The sequence below is a fragment of the Streptomyces longhuiensis genome (assembly GCF_020616555.1).
GTDB lineage: Bacteria > Actinomycetota > Actinomycetes > Streptomycetales > Streptomycetaceae > Streptomyces > Streptomyces longhuiensis.
The window spans coordinates 922,683-937,639 of sequence record NZ_CP085173.1; the positions used below are offsets into that span (position 1 = coordinate 922,683).

The 14,957-nt window shown below is 70.0% G+C and carries 13 protein-coding genes; 8 read left to right on the forward strand and 5 right to left on the reverse strand.

Translation table 11 applies throughout. The features are described 5' to 3' along the window. Window positions 1–85: 85 nt before the first annotated feature. Complete coding sequence (locus LGI35_RS04395; RefSeq protein ID WP_376599793.1) at window positions 86–1,324, reverse strand: MalY/PatB family protein; 1,239 nt, start codon at window positions 1,322–1,324, stop codon at window positions 86–88. Between the two features lie 132 nt (window positions 1,325–1,456). Here LGI35_RS04395 and LGI35_RS04400 point away from each other — a divergent pair, with 132 nt between their 5' ends. Next, window positions 1,457–1,795, forward strand: a complete 339-nt coding sequence (locus LGI35_RS04400; protein WP_227292579.1) for a DUF4333 domain-containing protein — start codon at window positions 1,457–1,459, stop codon at window positions 1,793–1,795. 55 nt (window positions 1,796–1,850) lie between these two features. Here LGI35_RS04400 and LGI35_RS04405 read toward each other — a convergent pair whose 3' ends face one another. Both LGI35_RS04405 and LGI35_RS04410 read right to left on the reverse strand, forming a co-directional pair. Continuing rightward, window positions 1,851–3,374 carry a glycoside hydrolase family 3 protein gene (locus tag LGI35_RS04405; RefSeq protein ID WP_227292580.1) on the reverse strand — a complete coding sequence of 508 codons (1,524 nt, stop codon included), beginning with the start codon at window positions 3,372–3,374 and terminating at the stop codon, window positions 1,851–1,853. Window positions 3,375–3,404: 30 nt separating this feature from the next. Continuing rightward, window positions 3,405–4,325: a GNAT family N-acetyltransferase gene (locus tag LGI35_RS04410; protein WP_227292581.1), complete on the reverse strand. Its 921-nt coding sequence runs from the start codon at window positions 4,323–4,325 to the stop codon at window positions 3,405–3,407. 135 nt (window positions 4,326–4,460) lie between these two features. Between LGI35_RS04410 and LGI35_RS04415 the strand changes: the two genes are divergently transcribed. After that, window positions 4,461–5,543: a serine hydrolase domain-containing protein gene (locus tag LGI35_RS04415; protein ID WP_227292582.1), complete on the forward strand. Its 1,083-nt coding sequence runs from the start codon at window positions 4,461–4,463 to the stop codon at window positions 5,541–5,543. Window positions 5,544–5,655: 112 nt separating this feature from the next. Continuing rightward, window positions 5,656–6,597, forward strand: coding sequence for a MurR/RpiR family transcriptional regulator (locus LGI35_RS04420; RefSeq protein ID WP_227292583.1), 942 nt, complete (start codon window positions 5,656–5,658; stop codon window positions 6,595–6,597). 56 nt (window positions 6,598–6,653) lie between these two features. Here the strand turns inward: LGI35_RS04420 and murQ are convergent, their stop codons facing one another. After that, a complete protein-coding gene (gene murQ / locus LGI35_RS04425) occupies window positions 6,654–7,562 on the reverse strand; it encodes an N-acetylmuramic acid 6-phosphate etherase (RefSeq protein ID WP_227292584.1) in 909 nt (302 codons plus the stop codon). Window positions 7,563–7,845: 283 nt separating this feature from the next. Between murQ and LGI35_RS04430 the strand changes: the two genes are divergently transcribed. From LGI35_RS04430 to LGI35_RS04450, 5 genes are all read left to right on the forward strand, one after another. Further along, a complete protein-coding gene (locus LGI35_RS04430; protein WP_227292585.1) occupies window positions 7,846–9,672 on the forward strand; it encodes an ABC transporter substrate-binding protein in 1,827 nt (608 codons plus the stop codon). A gap of 97 nt (window positions 9,673–9,769) precedes the next feature. Beyond that, on the forward strand, window positions 9,770–10,768 hold the full coding sequence (locus tag LGI35_RS04435) for an ABC transporter permease (protein WP_227292586.1): 999 nt from the start codon (window positions 9,770–9,772) through the stop codon (window positions 10,766–10,768). Between the two features lie 4 nt (window positions 10,769–10,772). After that, on the forward strand, window positions 10,773–11,681 hold the full coding sequence (locus LGI35_RS04440; RefSeq protein ID WP_227292587.1) for an ABC transporter permease: 909 nt from the start codon (window positions 10,773–10,775) through the stop codon (window positions 11,679–11,681). Further along, window positions 11,681–12,718, forward strand: coding sequence for an ABC transporter ATP-binding protein (locus LGI35_RS04445; RefSeq protein ID WP_227292588.1), 1,038 nt, complete (start codon window positions 11,681–11,683; stop codon window positions 12,716–12,718). Before LGI35_RS04440 ends, LGI35_RS04445 begins: the two co-directional genes overlap by 1 nt. After that, complete coding sequence (locus LGI35_RS04450) at window positions 12,715–13,731, forward strand: ABC transporter ATP-binding protein (protein WP_227292589.1); 1,017 nt, start codon at window positions 12,715–12,717, stop codon at window positions 13,729–13,731. The genes LGI35_RS04445 and LGI35_RS04450 overlap by 4 nt, the downstream gene beginning before the upstream one ends. An 86-nt stretch (window positions 13,732–13,817) precedes the next feature. Here LGI35_RS04450 and LGI35_RS04455 read toward each other — a convergent pair whose 3' ends face one another. Continuing rightward, window positions 13,818–14,945 carry a C40 family peptidase gene (locus tag LGI35_RS04455; protein ID WP_227292590.1) on the reverse strand — a complete coding sequence of 376 codons (1,128 nt, stop codon included), beginning with the start codon at window positions 14,943–14,945 and terminating at the stop codon, window positions 13,818–13,820. Window positions 14,946–14,957 lie beyond the last annotated feature (12 nt).

The following is a 14,957-nucleotide window of genomic DNA, read 5'->3' on the forward strand; positions in this document are numbered from 1 at the left end:
CGGACAGTGCGGTCTTCCAGCCGGCACCGTGGCCGACTTCTCGCCGTCGGTCACGGACCTGGGCATGTGGTGCTTTCCCGGCTGGTCAGGGGGCTTCGAGGCCGGACACCGCCGCGGACATGCGGTCCACCGCCTCGCGGAGGATCGCCGATGAGGTGGCGTAGTTGATCCGTACGAATCCGGCGCCCCCGCTGCCGAACGCGTGCCCTGAGCTCAACGCGACGCGCGCCCGGTCGAGGAACAGCCGGGCGGGTCCGGCGATGTCACTGACGACCGGAACGGCAGCCGTCGGGGACGTCGTATGGAGACGGAGGCTGCGGCAGTCGAGCCAGGCCAGATACGTCGCCTCCGGCCACATCAGGGAGAACCCGGGAAGTCGCTCGGCCACGAGGTCGGCGAGGAGGGCCCGGTTGGTGTCGAGGCCACGCAGCAGCGCGTCCAGCCAGGGCCGTCCGTCCTCGAAGGCGGCGGTGTGGGCGAGGATGCCGACGTGGCTGGGTCCGTGGCTGACCTCCTCCGGAAGTCGGTTCAGGTCGTCGACGGCGTTCGGTCCGGCTACCAGCAGGGCCGCCTTCAGACCGGCGAGATTCCATGCCTTCGACGCGGAGTGCAGGGCGAACGCGTCCCCGGCGCCGGGGACGGTCAGGTAGGGGACGAACTCCGCACCGGGCAGGACCACGGGTGCGTGGATCTCGTCCGAGACGACTCGCACTCCGAAGGACCTGGCCAGAGAGGCAACCGCCACGAGTTCGGCCCTTGTGTGCACCGTTCCGGTGGGGTTGTGGGGATTGGCCAGCAGCAGGACGGTTCGTGCCGCGACGTGTTGGGCCGAGGCGAACGCCGCCCTGAGCGTCTCCATGTCGAGCCGCCCGTCGGCTCCGAGCGGCGCTTCGATCACTTTCCTGTCGGCGTGGGTGACGAAGGCGTAGAACGGCGGGTAGACGGGCGGGCACACCACCACGGCGTCGCCCGAAGACGTGATCAGCCGCAGCGCCTCGACGATGCCCATCATGACGTCGGGGACGATGGCGGTCTGCTCGACCTCGAAGTCCCGCCATCCCCAGCGGTCCGCGGCGAACGACTGCAGGGCGCGGGCGTAGGCGCGGCCGCTGGGATAGCCGGTGTCACCGGCATCGATCGCCTCGTGCAGCCTGGCCGCGACCGGCTGGGCGAGCGGCACGTCCATCTCGGCCACCCAGAGCGGCAGGACGTCGGCCGGGAAGGTGGTCCACTTCATGCTGGTCCGGGCCCGCAGCTGGTCGATCGTCAACTGTTCGAGCGGGTTCGTGATCGACGGATCCGTGTCGGATGGCATGGTCGTGATGCTAGCCACGACCCGAGGCCGGGTCGATGACGGCGCGATGGTCACGAACGGCCCCACCGGGCTTCCCCATGGCAACTGGCGCAGGAGCGGAAGGCCTTGTCAGCTCTTTGCCTGATCGACAGGACTGTCCGCGTGGCAGATCGACGACACTTCGCGCATACCGTCCTGACGATCTCCTCGGCCGTCATCGCCTGCTGCGCGGTGGCGGTGACGCTCAAGGTGATGGCCACCGACGTCATGGCCGTCGAACACCCTCGGGTGTTGAACCAGGACGCGCCGGAGCGGCAGGTGGCCGAGGAGGTCCGCGGCTGGAAGCAGGCGTCCGTTCAGGGCGTGACCTGCCCGGTCTCCGTCGAGGTCAAGGTGGGCAACAAGGTCGACTGCCGGGTCTGGGAAGGCTCCAGCCCGGAGGATGTCGAGGTCGAGGTCTCCAGCCACCAGGGCGAACGCTCGGTGGAATCTCTTCGCTGAGGGGTACGGGCAGTCCGCTGTCAGGTCGCGTCCCGGTCGCCGCGCCGTCGGCCGATCAGGCGTAGGTCAGTGTCCGTCCGGCGAGGGCCTCCGCGGCGGCCTGTCCGCAGACCCTGGCGGCTCCGTGCGTGTCGATGCGGACGGCTCCGTCCGAGCCGGGGCGTGGGAAGCCGAGTTCCACGGTGATCGCGTCAGGACGGCGGGTGAGCAGCGCGCGCAGCCAGTCGCCCACGGCGGGGCGGCGGTGTGCGTCGCGAACGGCGATGACCAGCGGCCGCCCTGCGGCCTGGGCGACGATCGAATGGGTCCGGGCCGCGTCGTACGGGGCGTCTGCGGGCAGGGCGACGCGCACCGTCCCGGGCAGGAGCGAGGAGAGGGCGGGTCCCAGGCCCCACGGAACGCCGTCTCCTTGGACGACGGTGCCGGGGATGCCGAACTCGACCAGGACCGGGGCCTTCTCCAGGGGCAGTACGGGCGCGTCGGGTGGGGTGACGCGCAGGGCGCGGCGGGCGGCCGCCAGGCCCAGTTCCCGGTCCGGCGGCACGAGGGCAGCGGTCTTGGCGAGGTCGCGTTGCCAGGCGGTGAAGTCGGCCGTGCGCTGGGCGGCTTCGGCCAGGCGGTCCTCCGAGAGCTCGCCGCGCGCCGCGGCCTGCGCGATGGCGGCGCGCAGGGCGGTGAACTCGGCGTCGCCCGATGTGTTGCCGAGGCAGATGAGGTCCACGCCCGCAACCAGCGCGCGGACGGCGGCGCCGGTCAGTCCGTAGCGGGCGCGGACGGCCTGCATTTCGACGGCGTCGCTGACGACGAGTCCGTCGAATCCCAGCTCTTCGCGGAGCAGTCCCGTGACCAGGCGCGGGCTCACGGTGGCGGGGTGTTCGGCGTCGTGGGCGGGGATGAGGAGGTGAGCGGTCATCACCGCACGGGCGCCGGCGGCCAGGGCGGCGCGGAAGGGGGGCAGGGCCAGTTCGGCGATCCGGTCGGCGTCCATGGCGACGACGGGCAGGTCGGTGTGGGAGTCCTTGTCGGTGTCTCCGTGGCCGGGGAAGTGCTTCGCGCACGCGGCGGTTCCCGCGCTCTGCAGTCCGCGGATCCAGGCGGCGGTGTGCCGGGCGGCCAGTGCCGGGTCCGCGCCGAAGGATCGGGTGCCGATGACCGGGTTGTCGGGGTTGGAGTTGACGTCGGCGTCGGGTGCGTAGTCGATGTCGATGCCGACGGCGCGTAGTTCGGCGCCGATCGAGCGGGCGACGGCAGTGGTCACTGCGGTGTCGTCGATGGTGCCGAGGGCGAGGTTGCCCGGGTAGGAGGAGCCGGTCGTCGCTTCGAGGCGGGTGATGTCGCCGCCTTCCTCGTCGACGGCGATCAGTACGTCGGGGTTTTCGGCCCGTAGGTCGTCGGTGAGCGCGGCGGTCTGCGCGCGGTCCCGGATGTTGGGGCCGAACAGGAGGAGCGAGCGCAGCCCGTCGCCGAGCCGACGGCGGATCCAGTCGGGGGCGGTGGTGCCGTGGAAGCCGGGCTGCAGCACCTGGTCGGCGAGGGTCAGCAGCGTGCTGGAGGGCTGGCCGGTGCGGACGGACGGCATGACGGATCCTCTCGGGTCTGGTCGTGGGGCTCAGATGTCTTTGGAGTACGTCCAGAAGACCCGGCCGAGCCGCGCTTCCACACCGCGCGCGTAGAAGTGGATGGGTGCGGTCCAGCCGATCTCGGCCTCGTCGAGCCCGGCCGCGAGCTGGTCGGCGAGGCAGCGCCGCAGCAGTACGGTGCCGACCCCCATGCCGCGCAGGGCGGAGTCGGTGCCCATCGGGCCGAACCAGGAGCGGCGGTTGACGCCGTGACAGGCGAACCCCACGTATTCGACTCCGTCGGCACCCTCCCGGACGGCGACATGGCCGCGCGGCGGATCATAGGTGAGGGCGCGTGCGGCCTCGCCGTCCCAGGATCCGCCCCACCGGGTCATCCACGCGAGGAACGGCTTCTCGTCCTGCGCGGTGAGGCGGCGGACCTGCACTCCGGCGGCGGCCAGACGCGCTTCGTCGGCGGCCGTGTCCAGCGGCGCGGTGCGCAGGTCGACGCTCATGTTGAGGCCTTCGCGGCCACGGGTGTAGCCGCTGGACTCGGCGAGGCAGACGGCGCGCGTGTAGCGGATGTCGATGCCGGGCCAGGCGTAGTACGGCGGTCTGCCTCGCATCATCAACCGGGTGGCACCGGCGGCGGTGACGAGTTCCTCGGCGCGGGCGAGCAGGGTCCGTCCGATGCCCCGGCTCTGCGCCTGGGGGTGTACGGCGATCAGGTCGATGTGTCCGGTGGCGGGGGCGTCTGCGGTTGCCGGTCCCAGCGCGCCGACGACGAGGCCGACGGGTTGCCCGTCGGCCTCGGCCAGGAGCCGGAGCTGAGGCCGGGACGCGGCCTGCGTCCACAGAAGGTCGAGCACGTCAGCGGCGTCCTGATCGTGCACGAGCGCTGCCTGGACGAGTGTACGCAGCGCCGGGAGGTCGCTCTCGCTTGCGGTCCTGATGGAGTGAGGGTTCGTCATCGCTGCTCACCTCGGGGGTCGGTGGAGACACCGCACGTAAATCAATAACGTTTGAGTTCGTTGTTGCGGCGAAAAATTACCAGCGGGATGATCGGCCTGTCAGCCCCCCGTACCCAACCGGAAGGCAGGACCAAGATGCCCGCTGCTGAACGCGTCGCAGACAGCACCGCTCCGTCGGACCTCGTACGGCGTGCCGTGGAGGACGGTACGGTGCCCGGCGCCGTCCTGATCACGGGGCGAGGGGCCGGGGGTGAGGTGCACACCTCTGCCTACGGCGTCACGGCCTCAGGACCCTCGGGCCGTCCGGTCACCGCCGGTACCTTCTTCGACCTGGCCTCGCTGACCAAGGTGGTGGCCACCCTGCCGGCCGTGTTGCGGCTCGCCGATCGCGGGGACCTGGACCTCGACGACCCGGTCAGCCGTCACCTTCCGCACTTCGACGGGGCGGGCAAGGAACAGGTGACGATTCGTCATCTGCTGTCGCACACCTCGGGGTTGCCCCCACACCGGGACTACTGGCGGCTTCCCGGCGATCCTGCCGACCGGTTGAGCGCCGTGCTGCGCGAGCCACTCGAGCACGCGCCGGGCAAGGTCGTGCAGTATTCCGACGTGGGGTTCATCCTGCTCGGTGAGATCGTCGCCCGAGTCGCCGACGATCCGCTCGACAGCGCCGTACGGGACCTGGTGCTCGACCCGCTCGGCCTGGGCACCGTCGGCTACCTGCCACCCGCCGAGTGGCGTGCGCACACCGCTGCGACCGAGGCCCCGCCCGGCGGTGAGCCCAAGAGGGGCATCGTCCACGACGAGAACGCCGAGAGTCTGGGAGGTGTCGCCGGACACGCGGGCCTGTTCGGCACCGCGCCCGACCTCGCGCACTACCTGAGAGCCTGCTGGCTCTCCGAGGAATCGGTGCTCTCGCGCCGGATGCGCACCGAGGCACTGAACCTCCAGACCCCCGGTCTGAACGGCGCCCGGGGCCTGGGCTGGACGCTGCCCGGTGATCACTGGGACCACATGTCCCCGCACTGGCCCACGTCCGGTGCCGGGCACACCGGGTTCACCGGGACCAGCCTGGCACTCGACCCGGTCAGCGGCATCTGGGTGGTGCTGCTGACCAACGCCGTGCACTTCGGACGCGGCGCGCGGGCGAAGACGCTGCGCAGCGCCGTCCACGAGGCCGTCGCCCGGACCGAGTCGGCCCTTTCCCACGGCAGTTGACTGCCGTGACGCCCCCGTCGCACCAGCCGTGCACGCAGCGGACGAACCCGACTCCGACAGACGAATCCCTCGGCCCGCTCCCCGTCCCTCACCGAAACCGTAGGATTCCCACATGGCTGCTTCACGTCCCCGGAACCACGTACGAGGCGACAACCTTCGTCGTGCCCCCAGCGCGGAACGCACCGCACCCACACAGTCCGTGCTGGTGCAGATCCGTGCGCTCCTGCCCTCGTTGCCGCCGTCGGAGCAGCGCGTCGCCGAGGCGGCGATCGCCGATCCGGTGGGAGTGGCCGGGCGGACCATCAGCGAACTCGCCGCGGAATGCCGGACATCCGAGACGACGGTCATCCGGTTCTGCCGGGCCGTGGGCCTCAAGGGGTACCCGGATCTGCGCATCGCGCTGGCCACGGCCGCGGGGAGCAAGGACGGCGCTCGGGTCTGGTCGAGTGCCGGCAGCGAGATCGAGCCCGACGACTCCTTGGCCAACGTGGTGAGCAAGCTGGGGTTCGCCGACGCCCGGGCGGTGGAGGAGACCATCGCCCAGATCGACCTGGACGTCCTGGAGCGGGCCATCGACGCTGTCGTCAGCGCCAGCGCCCTGGACCTGTACGGGGTCGGTGCCAGCGCGCTCATCGCGCTGGACCTCCAGCAGAAGCTGCACCGCATCGGACACCGAGCGACCGCGTGGCCGGACCGGGATGGTGCCGTCACGTCGGCGGCCCTGCTCGGGCGGGGCGATCTGGCGATCGGCATCTCGCACACCGGCGAGTCCGCCGACACCGTGACGGCCATGCGGGAGGCGTCGGACAACGGCGCCACCACCATCGCGATCACCAACTTCCCGCGCTCCGAGATCGCCCAGGTCGCCGATCACGTCCTCGTCACCGCGGCGCGCGAGACCACCTTCAGGACCGGCGCGATGTCCAGCCGGATCGCCGCGCTGACGCTGGTGGACTGCCTGTTCGTCGGCGTGGCCCAGCACAACAGCAGCCGCACGACGCGCGCGCTGGAACGCACGTACAGCGCGGTGCACCGGCGGCGCTCGAAGGGGTGAACGGGGCATTCCCGCCGGTCCGGCCCGGCGGGAACGTCCGGTGTGACGCGCGGGCCTCAGCCCAGGAGACGCAGCGCCGCACGCACGCGTCCGCCGCTGTCCGCCAACGCCGCTCGTGCCTGCTGCGGTGAGCACGCGGCGAGCAGGCCGACCAGAGCGGTCTTCAGCTCCCCGTCCGAGGCGGCGAGAGCGGCGGCGCACGTCTCCTCATCCAGTCCGGTGGCCTCCACCAGGATGGTGATGAGGCGACCGCGCAACTTGCCGTTGGTGGCGGTCACATCGACCATCAGGTTCGAGTACGTCCGGCCCAGCGCGACCATCACCATCGTGGACAGGCTGTTGAGGACCAGCTTGTGCGCGGTCGCCGCCTTCAGCCGGGTGGAGCCCGCGATGGCCTCGGGTCCGGTGTCCACTCCCAGGTGGACGTCCACCTCATCGGCGAGTTCCGCCGCGGGGTTGGCACTGACCAGGGCGGTGAAGGCACCGGCCGCCCGCGCGACGCGCAGGGCTCCGCCGACGTAGGGGGTGCGGCCGCTCGCTGCCACGCCGATGGCGACGTCCCCGGCGCCCACCTGCGCCGCATCGCTCGCGCCGGCGTCCGGGCTGTCCTCCACGCCCTCGACGGGCTCGACCAACGCGCGGGGCCCTCCCGCGTGATGGGCCACGACGACGTCGGGCGGCATGCCGAACGTGGGGATCAGCTCGGCCGCGTCCATCACAGCGAGCCGGCCCGACGTTCCCGCGCCGAAATAGTGCAAGCGGCCGCCTGCCCGGATCCGCCGTGCCGTCTCGTCGACCAGTCCGGCCAGGTCGGGCAGCACGGCGGCGACGGCCTGGGCCGGGATCCGGTCCTCGGCGTTGAGCAGGCGCAACGCCTCCAGGGTGGGGATGTCGTCGATCTCACGGGTGCGGGGATTCCGGGTCTCTGTAGGAGCGTTGACACGTTCGGCACGCGGCGGGCGCATCGTGGAGTCCTCTCGGTCAGCGAGCGGGGGATCAGCGCGGCGCAACTTTGCCACAAGGGTTGCCAGCTGTACGTAACTTTTTCACGTAAGCGTCTCCCGCATCGCCCATCAGCCTCGGCGGTCACTCCGGACGACCCGTCAGTGCGGCGCAAAGGGCGGGAAGTTACGAACTGAATTCAGCCAACGCAAATTATTGACATGCCCACATGGTCGCTCCTACGGTCTGCTCACCTTCAGGGCCTTCCTTCCGCCTTGTTCTGTCATCCGATCGGAGACCACGCGTATGGTCCGGTTCAAGCACTTCGTCGCAGCCTCCGCCGCACTGGCGACGCTCGGAACGCTCGCCGCCTGCGCACCGGACTCCGGTGCCAAGAACGGCGCCCGGGGCGGCGTCTTCACCACGATCGACGCCAACAACCCCATCACGCCCGGCGCGCCGATGAACCCTTACAACGCCAACGGCAACAGCTTCGTCAGCTTCAACACGATGCGCCTCGGGTGGGACAAGAAGAACCCGCTCAACCCCAACGACAACTTCCCCGGCCTGGCCAAGAGCTGGGAGATGAAGGGCGACTCCCTGATCGTCCACCTCCAGGACGGCGCCAAGTGGTCCGACGGCACCCCGGTGAGCCTCGACGACCTCAGGCTGTCGATGGCCCTCGGCTACACCCAGAGCGCTGCCGCGGTCGGGGCCCGCGGTCTCACCGAGGGTCTCAACGTGGCCTCGGTGGAGTCCGCCGGCGCAGGCGCCTTCGAGTTCAAGCAGGCTCCCGGCACCAAGAACGTGACCTTCACCAAGCAGATCCTGGGCCAGGTCATCGTCAACGCCAAGGTCTACGGCCACCTGGTCCCCGCCGACATGTGGGACATCATCCACGCGAGCCAGCAGGTCGATCCGGCCAAGGCGAAGAGCGTGAAGGACGCGGCCGCCAAACTGACCGGGATAGGCAAGCAGGTCTCGGCCTTCGCCCCCCAGAAGGACATCTCGGCGGGCCCGTTCGTGGTGCGCAAGCTCAACCCCGGCTCGGTCATCCTCGACAAGAACAAGAACTTCTACGCCGCGAAGAAGGTGGGCCCCAGCCAGGTCGTCGTGCGCCACTACTCGGGCAACGAACAGATCTGGGGCTTCATGAAGAACGGCGAGCTGGACGCCGCGCCGTTCACCGCCATCCCCGAGAACGTGCTCAAGCAGATCGAGAGCAAGGGCTACCAGCGCACCGAGAGCGTCAGCTACGTCCAGGCGTCGCTCGCCTTCAACCAGAGCCGCGCCCCCTATGACAAGAAGGAGGTGCGCCAGGGACTGGCGTACCTCCTCGACCGCTCAGCGGCCACCAAGGTGGGCCAGCCGGTAGGCGGAGAGGCCGCCGCGGCGCCGACCGGCATGGTCGGCCAGATGACCCAGGCCTGGCTGACGAAGGACCAGTCCTCCGCCCTGGAGCCCTACGCCCACGACACGGCCAAGGCCGAGGCGCTGTTCAGGAAGGCCGGCCTGACCAAGAAGGGCGGCAAGTGGTACCTGGCCAACGGCAAGCAGTGGAAGATGACGCTGCAGACCGTCAACGGCTTCAGCGACTGGATCTCCGCCTCCACCGTCATCGCCAACCAGCTCTCCTCGGCCGGCATCGACACCAAGCCGCAACTGTCCGCCGACTTCGGCAAGTACCAGGAGGACATGGCCGCGGAGAAGTTCGACGTGGGGTGGTGGCTCACCGCCGTCGGTTCCACCGCGCGCGGCGACTTCCAGCGCCTGTACGGCGAGTCCGACGGGTTCACCGCCAACGGTGACAAGGTCTCCCACACCGACAAGAAGGGCGCGGGCAACTGGATGCACGGCCCGGTGAACGTCACCGTGGGCGGCAAGCGCGTCAACCCCGGTGCCCTGACCGCCCAGTTGGCCGGCCTGGACAACGAGTCGGCCAAGCCGATCATCAACCAGCTCGCCCAGGTCACCGCGCAGGAAGTTCCGGTCATCCCGATCTGGGACTACACCAACGTGAAGTTCTACAACGAGAAGAACTTCACGAACTTCCCCAAGAACGGGCAGGACGACCTGCTGGGCAACTTCCCCGGCATGTGGATGGCGCAGGGCTACATCCAGCCCAAGAAGTAGGCGATCCCAGCCGATCGGACAGGGCGGCAGCCGCACAGCCGCCGCCCTGTCCGCCTGTGTCGTCCACCCACCCCATCACACCCCCGGAAAGGAGGTGATGAACGTGAAGGGACTCGTCCGCGCCGTCCTGACCAAGCTGGCCGGTGGCGCGGTGATGGTCTGGGTCGTGGCCTCGTTCACGTTCTTCCTCGTCCACGCGCTGCCGGGCAGCCCGGGCAAGGTTGCCTACGAGGGCTACCTCAGCCAGGGCATGTCCCCCGACGAGGCCATGGCCAAGGTCGCCGTGATCTACGGCTACACCTCGCAGGACCCGCTGGCCACCCAGTACGTGAACTACGTGTCCGACCTGGTGCACGGCAACCTCGGCCTCTCGATCTCCTACAGCGGCGTCCCGGTCTCCCAAGTGATCGGCAATGCCCTGCCGTGGACGCTGATCCCCATCCTCAGCGGCCTGCTGATCAGCTTCGCCATCGGTACCACCGCGGGCGTGGTGGCGGCGGTCAAACGCTCCTCCCGCTGGGGCGGCGCACTCAGCCTGTCCGCCTCACTGATCGCCGGCATCCCGTCCTTCGTCCTCGCGATCCTGCTCACCACCGTCTTCCACACCCAGCTCGGCTGGTTGCCGTACGGCGAGACCAATGACCCCTGGGTGGAGTCCGGCTGGAGCGCCGCGTACATCGGCTCCGTCGCCTACTACGCGATCCTGCCCGTCGCCACCTACGTACTCATCTCCTACGGCGGCTGGATGCTCTCCATGCGCTCCTCGGTCGCCTCCGTCCTCGGCGACGACTTCATCCTCGCCTCCGAACTGCGCGGCATCGCCCCCCGCACCCGGCTGCGCTACATCGGCCGCAACGCCATCCTGCCGCTGTTCACCACCCTGGCGATCGCCTGCGGCTATCTCTTCGGCGGCGCGATCCTGATCGAGAACGCCTTCAACTACCCAGGTCTGGGCCGACTGCTGCTGCAGAGCATCGGCTCCCGCGACTACCCGCTGATGACCGGCGCGTTCCTCATCATCACCATCGCCGTCGTGCTCGCCAACATCCTCGCGGACCTGCTCTACTCCGTGATCGACCCCCGAGTGAGGCGCTGAGACGATGACAACCGCACCTCTCACCGCCGAACCGCGCCCCGCCGTCGTCTCGCCGCGCCGCCGCTACTGGACCGGCATCCGACGCGTACTCACCCGCAAACCGGGCCGGGTCGCCGGTCTGGTCATCCTGGTGTTCTTCACCCTGATGGGCGTCTTCGGCCCGATGCTCTACTCCGACAACCTCGCCGTCGACCCGAACGCCGTCTACGCTCCGCCGAGCGCCGAGCACTGGCTGGGTACCGACTTCGCCGGGTCCGACGTCTTCCAGGCCCTGGTCGTCGGCTCCCGCTACGTCCTGTTGACCTGCGCGATCGCCGGACTGTTCGCCGTCGGCACCGGCACCGCCGTCGGCCTGCTGGCCGGCTTCCACCGCGGCCTTGCCGACTCGCTGCTGATGCGCGCCACCGACTTCATCCTCACCATCCCGGGCCTGCCGGTGCTGGTCGTGCTCTCCACCGTGTGGGCCTTCGGCAGCCCGCTGGAGATGGGCCTGGTGCTCGGCATCGTCGGCTGGGGCGGCATCGCCCGCGCCGTGCGCTCCCAGACGCTCAGCCTGCGCGAGCGCGGCTTCCTCGAAGCCGCCCGGAGCCTCGGCCTGCCCAACCGTCACATCCTCGTCAAGGAACTCCTGCCCAACCTCGCCCCGTACGTGGCGATGAACCTGCTGCTGGCCGTCGTCAGCTTCGTCGAGGCACAGGTCGGCCTGTTCTTCCTGGGCATCGTGCCGTTCACGTCCACCAACTGGGGCGTGATGATCAACCAGGCGGTGTTCTCCGGCGGCGCGCTGCAGAGCCCGGAGGCGCTGGTCTACCTCCTCGCCCCGCTGGTCTGCATCCTGCTGCTGATCACCGGCGTCGTGCTGTTCCTCGACGCGATCGACGAGCTGTTCAACCCGCGTCTGAGGGAGCGCTGATGACCCACAACACCCCCACGGCGACCGCCGAGGCAGAGGTCCGGGTGCGCGACCTGACCGTTCACTACCGCATCGAGGGCATCGAGTACCCGGCCATCGCGGGCGTCACGCTCGACCTGCCCCGCGGCCGGATCACCGGCCTCGTCGGCGAGTCCGGCTCCGGCAAGTCCACGCTCGCCCTCGCCCTCATGAACGCCATCTCCGAACCGGGCCGGGTGAGCGGCGGCACCGTCCACGTCGACGGCGTGGGCGAGGTCACCGCTCTCTCCCCCAAGCAGCTTCGCGCCGTACGCGGCTCGGCACTCGGCTACGTGTTCCAGGCGTCCCAGAACTCCATGAACCCGCTGCGCACCATCGGCCGGCAGATCCTGGACCTCGGCCGCTCCCACGACGTCAAGGACCTCCCCGCCCTCCTCCACCGCGCTCGCGAACTGGCCGAGCGCATGGGCCTGGACGGCAAGCGCGTCCTCGACTCCTACCAGCACGAACTCTCCGGCGGCATGCGTCAGCGCCTGGGCATCGTCTTCGCCCTCGTCCTCAACGCGAAGGTCCTCATCCTCGACGAACCGACCACTGCCCTGGACGTGCTCTCCCAGGCCGCCGTCCTGAAGATCATCCGCGAGGTGCACGAGGAGAACCACCTCAGCACCCTGATCGTCACCCACGACATGGGCGTCGTGTCGGAGATCGCGGACAACCTCGCCGTGATGTACGGCGGCCGCATCGTTGAGCACGGCCCGGCACTGGAACTGCTGCGCGCCCCCTCCCACCCGTACACGAAAGCCCTCATCCGGGCCACGGCAAGGATCACCGGCGACCTCGCGAGCGCCCGGGCGCTGCCCGGCCGGCCGCCGGACCTGACGACCATCCCGAAGACGGGCTGCGTGTTCCGCGAGCGCTGCGCGTTCGCCACGGACGTGTGCACCGACTCGGAGCCGCAGTTGGAGGAGTTCCGGTCCGGCCACCGTCGGGCATGCCATGCCGACGTGGCCCTCGTCCGCTCAGCCCCCGCCACCCCGAAGGGAGACGCGTCGTGATCGAGGCACGCGGCCTCACCCGCACCTACCGCACCCGCGGCTCCTTCACCGGAGAGCGCACCGTCCACGCCCTGCGAGCGGTGGACTTCACCCTGCCGAAGGGCGGAGCCGTCTCCTTCATCGGCGAGTCGGGCTGCGGCAAGACCACGCTCGGCAAGATCCTCACCGGGATCGAGACCTTCGACGGCGGGGAACTCCTCATCGACGGAAGGGAGTTGTCGAAGCTGTCGCCGCGCAGGCGCGCGCCGTACTTCCGCCGTGTCCAGATGATCCACCAGGATCCGTACTCCGCCCTCAACCCCACCCGCACCATCGACCAGATCCTCGGCGACCCGCTGCGGATGCGCGCGAAGGTGACCGGTGCCGCGCCGTCGGGGGTCCGTGGGCGGGCCGCGGAACTGCTGGAACTGGTCGGCCTGGAACCCGACGGCGTCCTGTCCAAGTACCCCCACCAGCTGTCCGGCGGCCAGCGGCAGCGCGTCGTCATCGCCCGCGCGCTGACCGTGGACCCGGAAGTGCTCATCGCCGACGAAGCCGTGTCGATGATCGATGTGTCCTTGCGGCTCGGCATCCTCGCCCTGCTGCACGATCTGCGCACCCGGCTGGGGATCTCCCTGGTCTTCATCACCCACGACGTGGCCACCGCGCGCTACATCGGCGCAGGGGGCGAACTGCACGTCATCTACCGGGGCCAGGTGATCGAACGGGGACCGACCGACGACGTCATCCAGGCGCCCGTGCACCCCTACACCCAGTGTCTGCTGTCCGCCGTCCCCATCATGCGCGGACGCGAGGAGCCCGGCCCCGACCGGCTGGAGCCGCTCGCCCCGCTGGACGAGAAGGCTCAGGCGGACGGCTGCCTCTTCGCTCCTCGCTGCCCCTTCGCCGATGAGCGGTGCGCCGCCGCCCGACCGGCACTCGAACCGCTCGGGGACGCCGGCCGGCACCACGCCTGCTTCCACCCCACACCACGACGCGTGGTCGGTGTGGAGATCCAGCCGGCGGGCGTCTGACGACTTTCCGGTTGCGCGGGCGCCAAATGCGGCTGCCGGAGCCCCTGTCGGGACTCCGGCAGCCGTTCGGTTTCATCCGTCGGCGATCAGCCCGCGTTGTGCGGTGCCGCACCGGCCAGCGAGTCGGCGAGGGCCGCCGAGGTGACACCGGTGACGTGGTAGTAGCCGAGCAGGTCGGTGTGCGAGGCGATGGTGTCCTGCCGCACGTAGGTTCCGGTGTGCGAGGCGTTGATCATCAATCCGTTGCCGATGTAGACCCCGACATGATGCACCGTCGACGCCGAGTCACCGAAGTACACCAGGTCGCCCGGGATCGCGCCGGCCGCGCCGACCTGTGCCAGTTTCGGGTTGACCACCTGGTCCCGTGTGGTCTGGCCGATGTCGCCGGCTCCCGCACGCCAGTACAGCCACCGCGTGAAGCCCGAGCAGTCCAGACCCACTTCCCGGTCCGCCGGGCACGGCTGGATCGAGCCGCCGTAGTCGTCGCAGATGCCGATCGACGGGCCGAACGAGAACGCGCCGTCCTCGTGACCGCCGCCCCAGACGTACTGGATGTTCTGGCCGGTGGCCTGCTGCGCGTAGCTGACGACCGCGGCGTAGCGTCCCGAGCCGAGATCGGCCGGCTGCTGCGGCGCCGCATCGCCATACAGCTTGGCCTTGGTCGGCGGGTCCACCAGCCCGGTGGCCGCCAGGCCGTGCGACGACTGGTAGGTGCGCACCGCGGTGACGGTGGCGGAGCCCAGATCGTGGTCCACGGTCAGACCGGCCCCGTTGGAGTTGAGCTTGTTCTGCAGCTCCGTGACGCAGCCGTCGTTCTCGCCCGCCTCCAGCTGCACGGGGCAGCGCAGTGAGCGCAGGTCGATCGGCACGGCCGGATCCTCGTAGTACAGCGCGGACTTGGTGGCGGGCCCGACCAGGCCGTCGGAGGTGAGCCCCTGGGAGGTCTGGTACGCCTTGACCGCCGTGGTGGTGGCCGGCCCGAAGTCGCCGTCGACCGTCAGCGAGGCGCCGTGGGCGTTGAGCAGGGTCTGGAGTTCCGTGACGCATCCGCTCACCTGCCCCTGCTGAACGGTGTTGGGGCAGTCGGACGAGACCAGAATGATGCGCGCGGGCGCGGTCGCCGCTGCCGCGGGCACGAGAGTGCCGAGCGCGAGCAGTCCCGCCGCCAGGGCAACCCCCAGGCCGCGGACGGCCCGGTGACGTCTGTAGTGCACAGGCATGGTTCT

Excerpts from the sequence above, each read along its gene's own strand:
- LGI35_RS04405 (WP_227292580.1), bottom strand. The coding sequence starts at position 3,374 with ATGCCGTCCGTCCGCACCGGCCAGCCCTCCAGCACGCTGCTGACCCTC.
- LGI35_RS04445 (WP_227292588.1), top strand. The coding sequence starts at position 11,681 with ATGACCCACAACACCCCCACGGCGACCGCCGAGGCAGAGGTCCGGGTG.
- LGI35_RS04430 (WP_227292585.1), top strand. The coding sequence starts at position 7,846 with ATGGTCCGGTTCAAGCACTTCGTCGCAGCCTCCGCCGCACTGGCGACG.
- LGI35_RS04410 (WP_227292581.1), bottom strand. The coding sequence starts at position 4,325 with ATGACGAACCCTCACTCCATCAGGACCGCAAGCGAGAGCGACCTCCCG.
- LGI35_RS04415 (WP_227292582.1), top strand. The coding sequence starts at position 4,461 with ATGCCCGCTGCTGAACGCGTCGCAGACAGCACCGCTCCGTCGGACCTC.
- LGI35_RS04440 (WP_227292587.1), top strand. The coding sequence starts at position 10,773 with ATGACAACCGCACCTCTCACCGCCGAACCGCGCCCCGCCGTCGTCTCG.
- LGI35_RS04420 (WP_227292583.1), top strand. The coding sequence starts at position 5,656 with ATGGCTGCTTCACGTCCCCGGAACCACGTACGAGGCGACAACCTTCGT.
- murQ (WP_227292584.1), bottom strand. The coding sequence starts at position 7,562 with ATGCGCCCGCCGCGTGCCGAACGTGTCAACGCTCCTACAGAGACCCGG.
- LGI35_RS04435 (WP_227292586.1), top strand. The coding sequence starts at position 9,770 with ATGAACGTGAAGGGACTCGTCCGCGCCGTCCTGACCAAGCTGGCCGGT.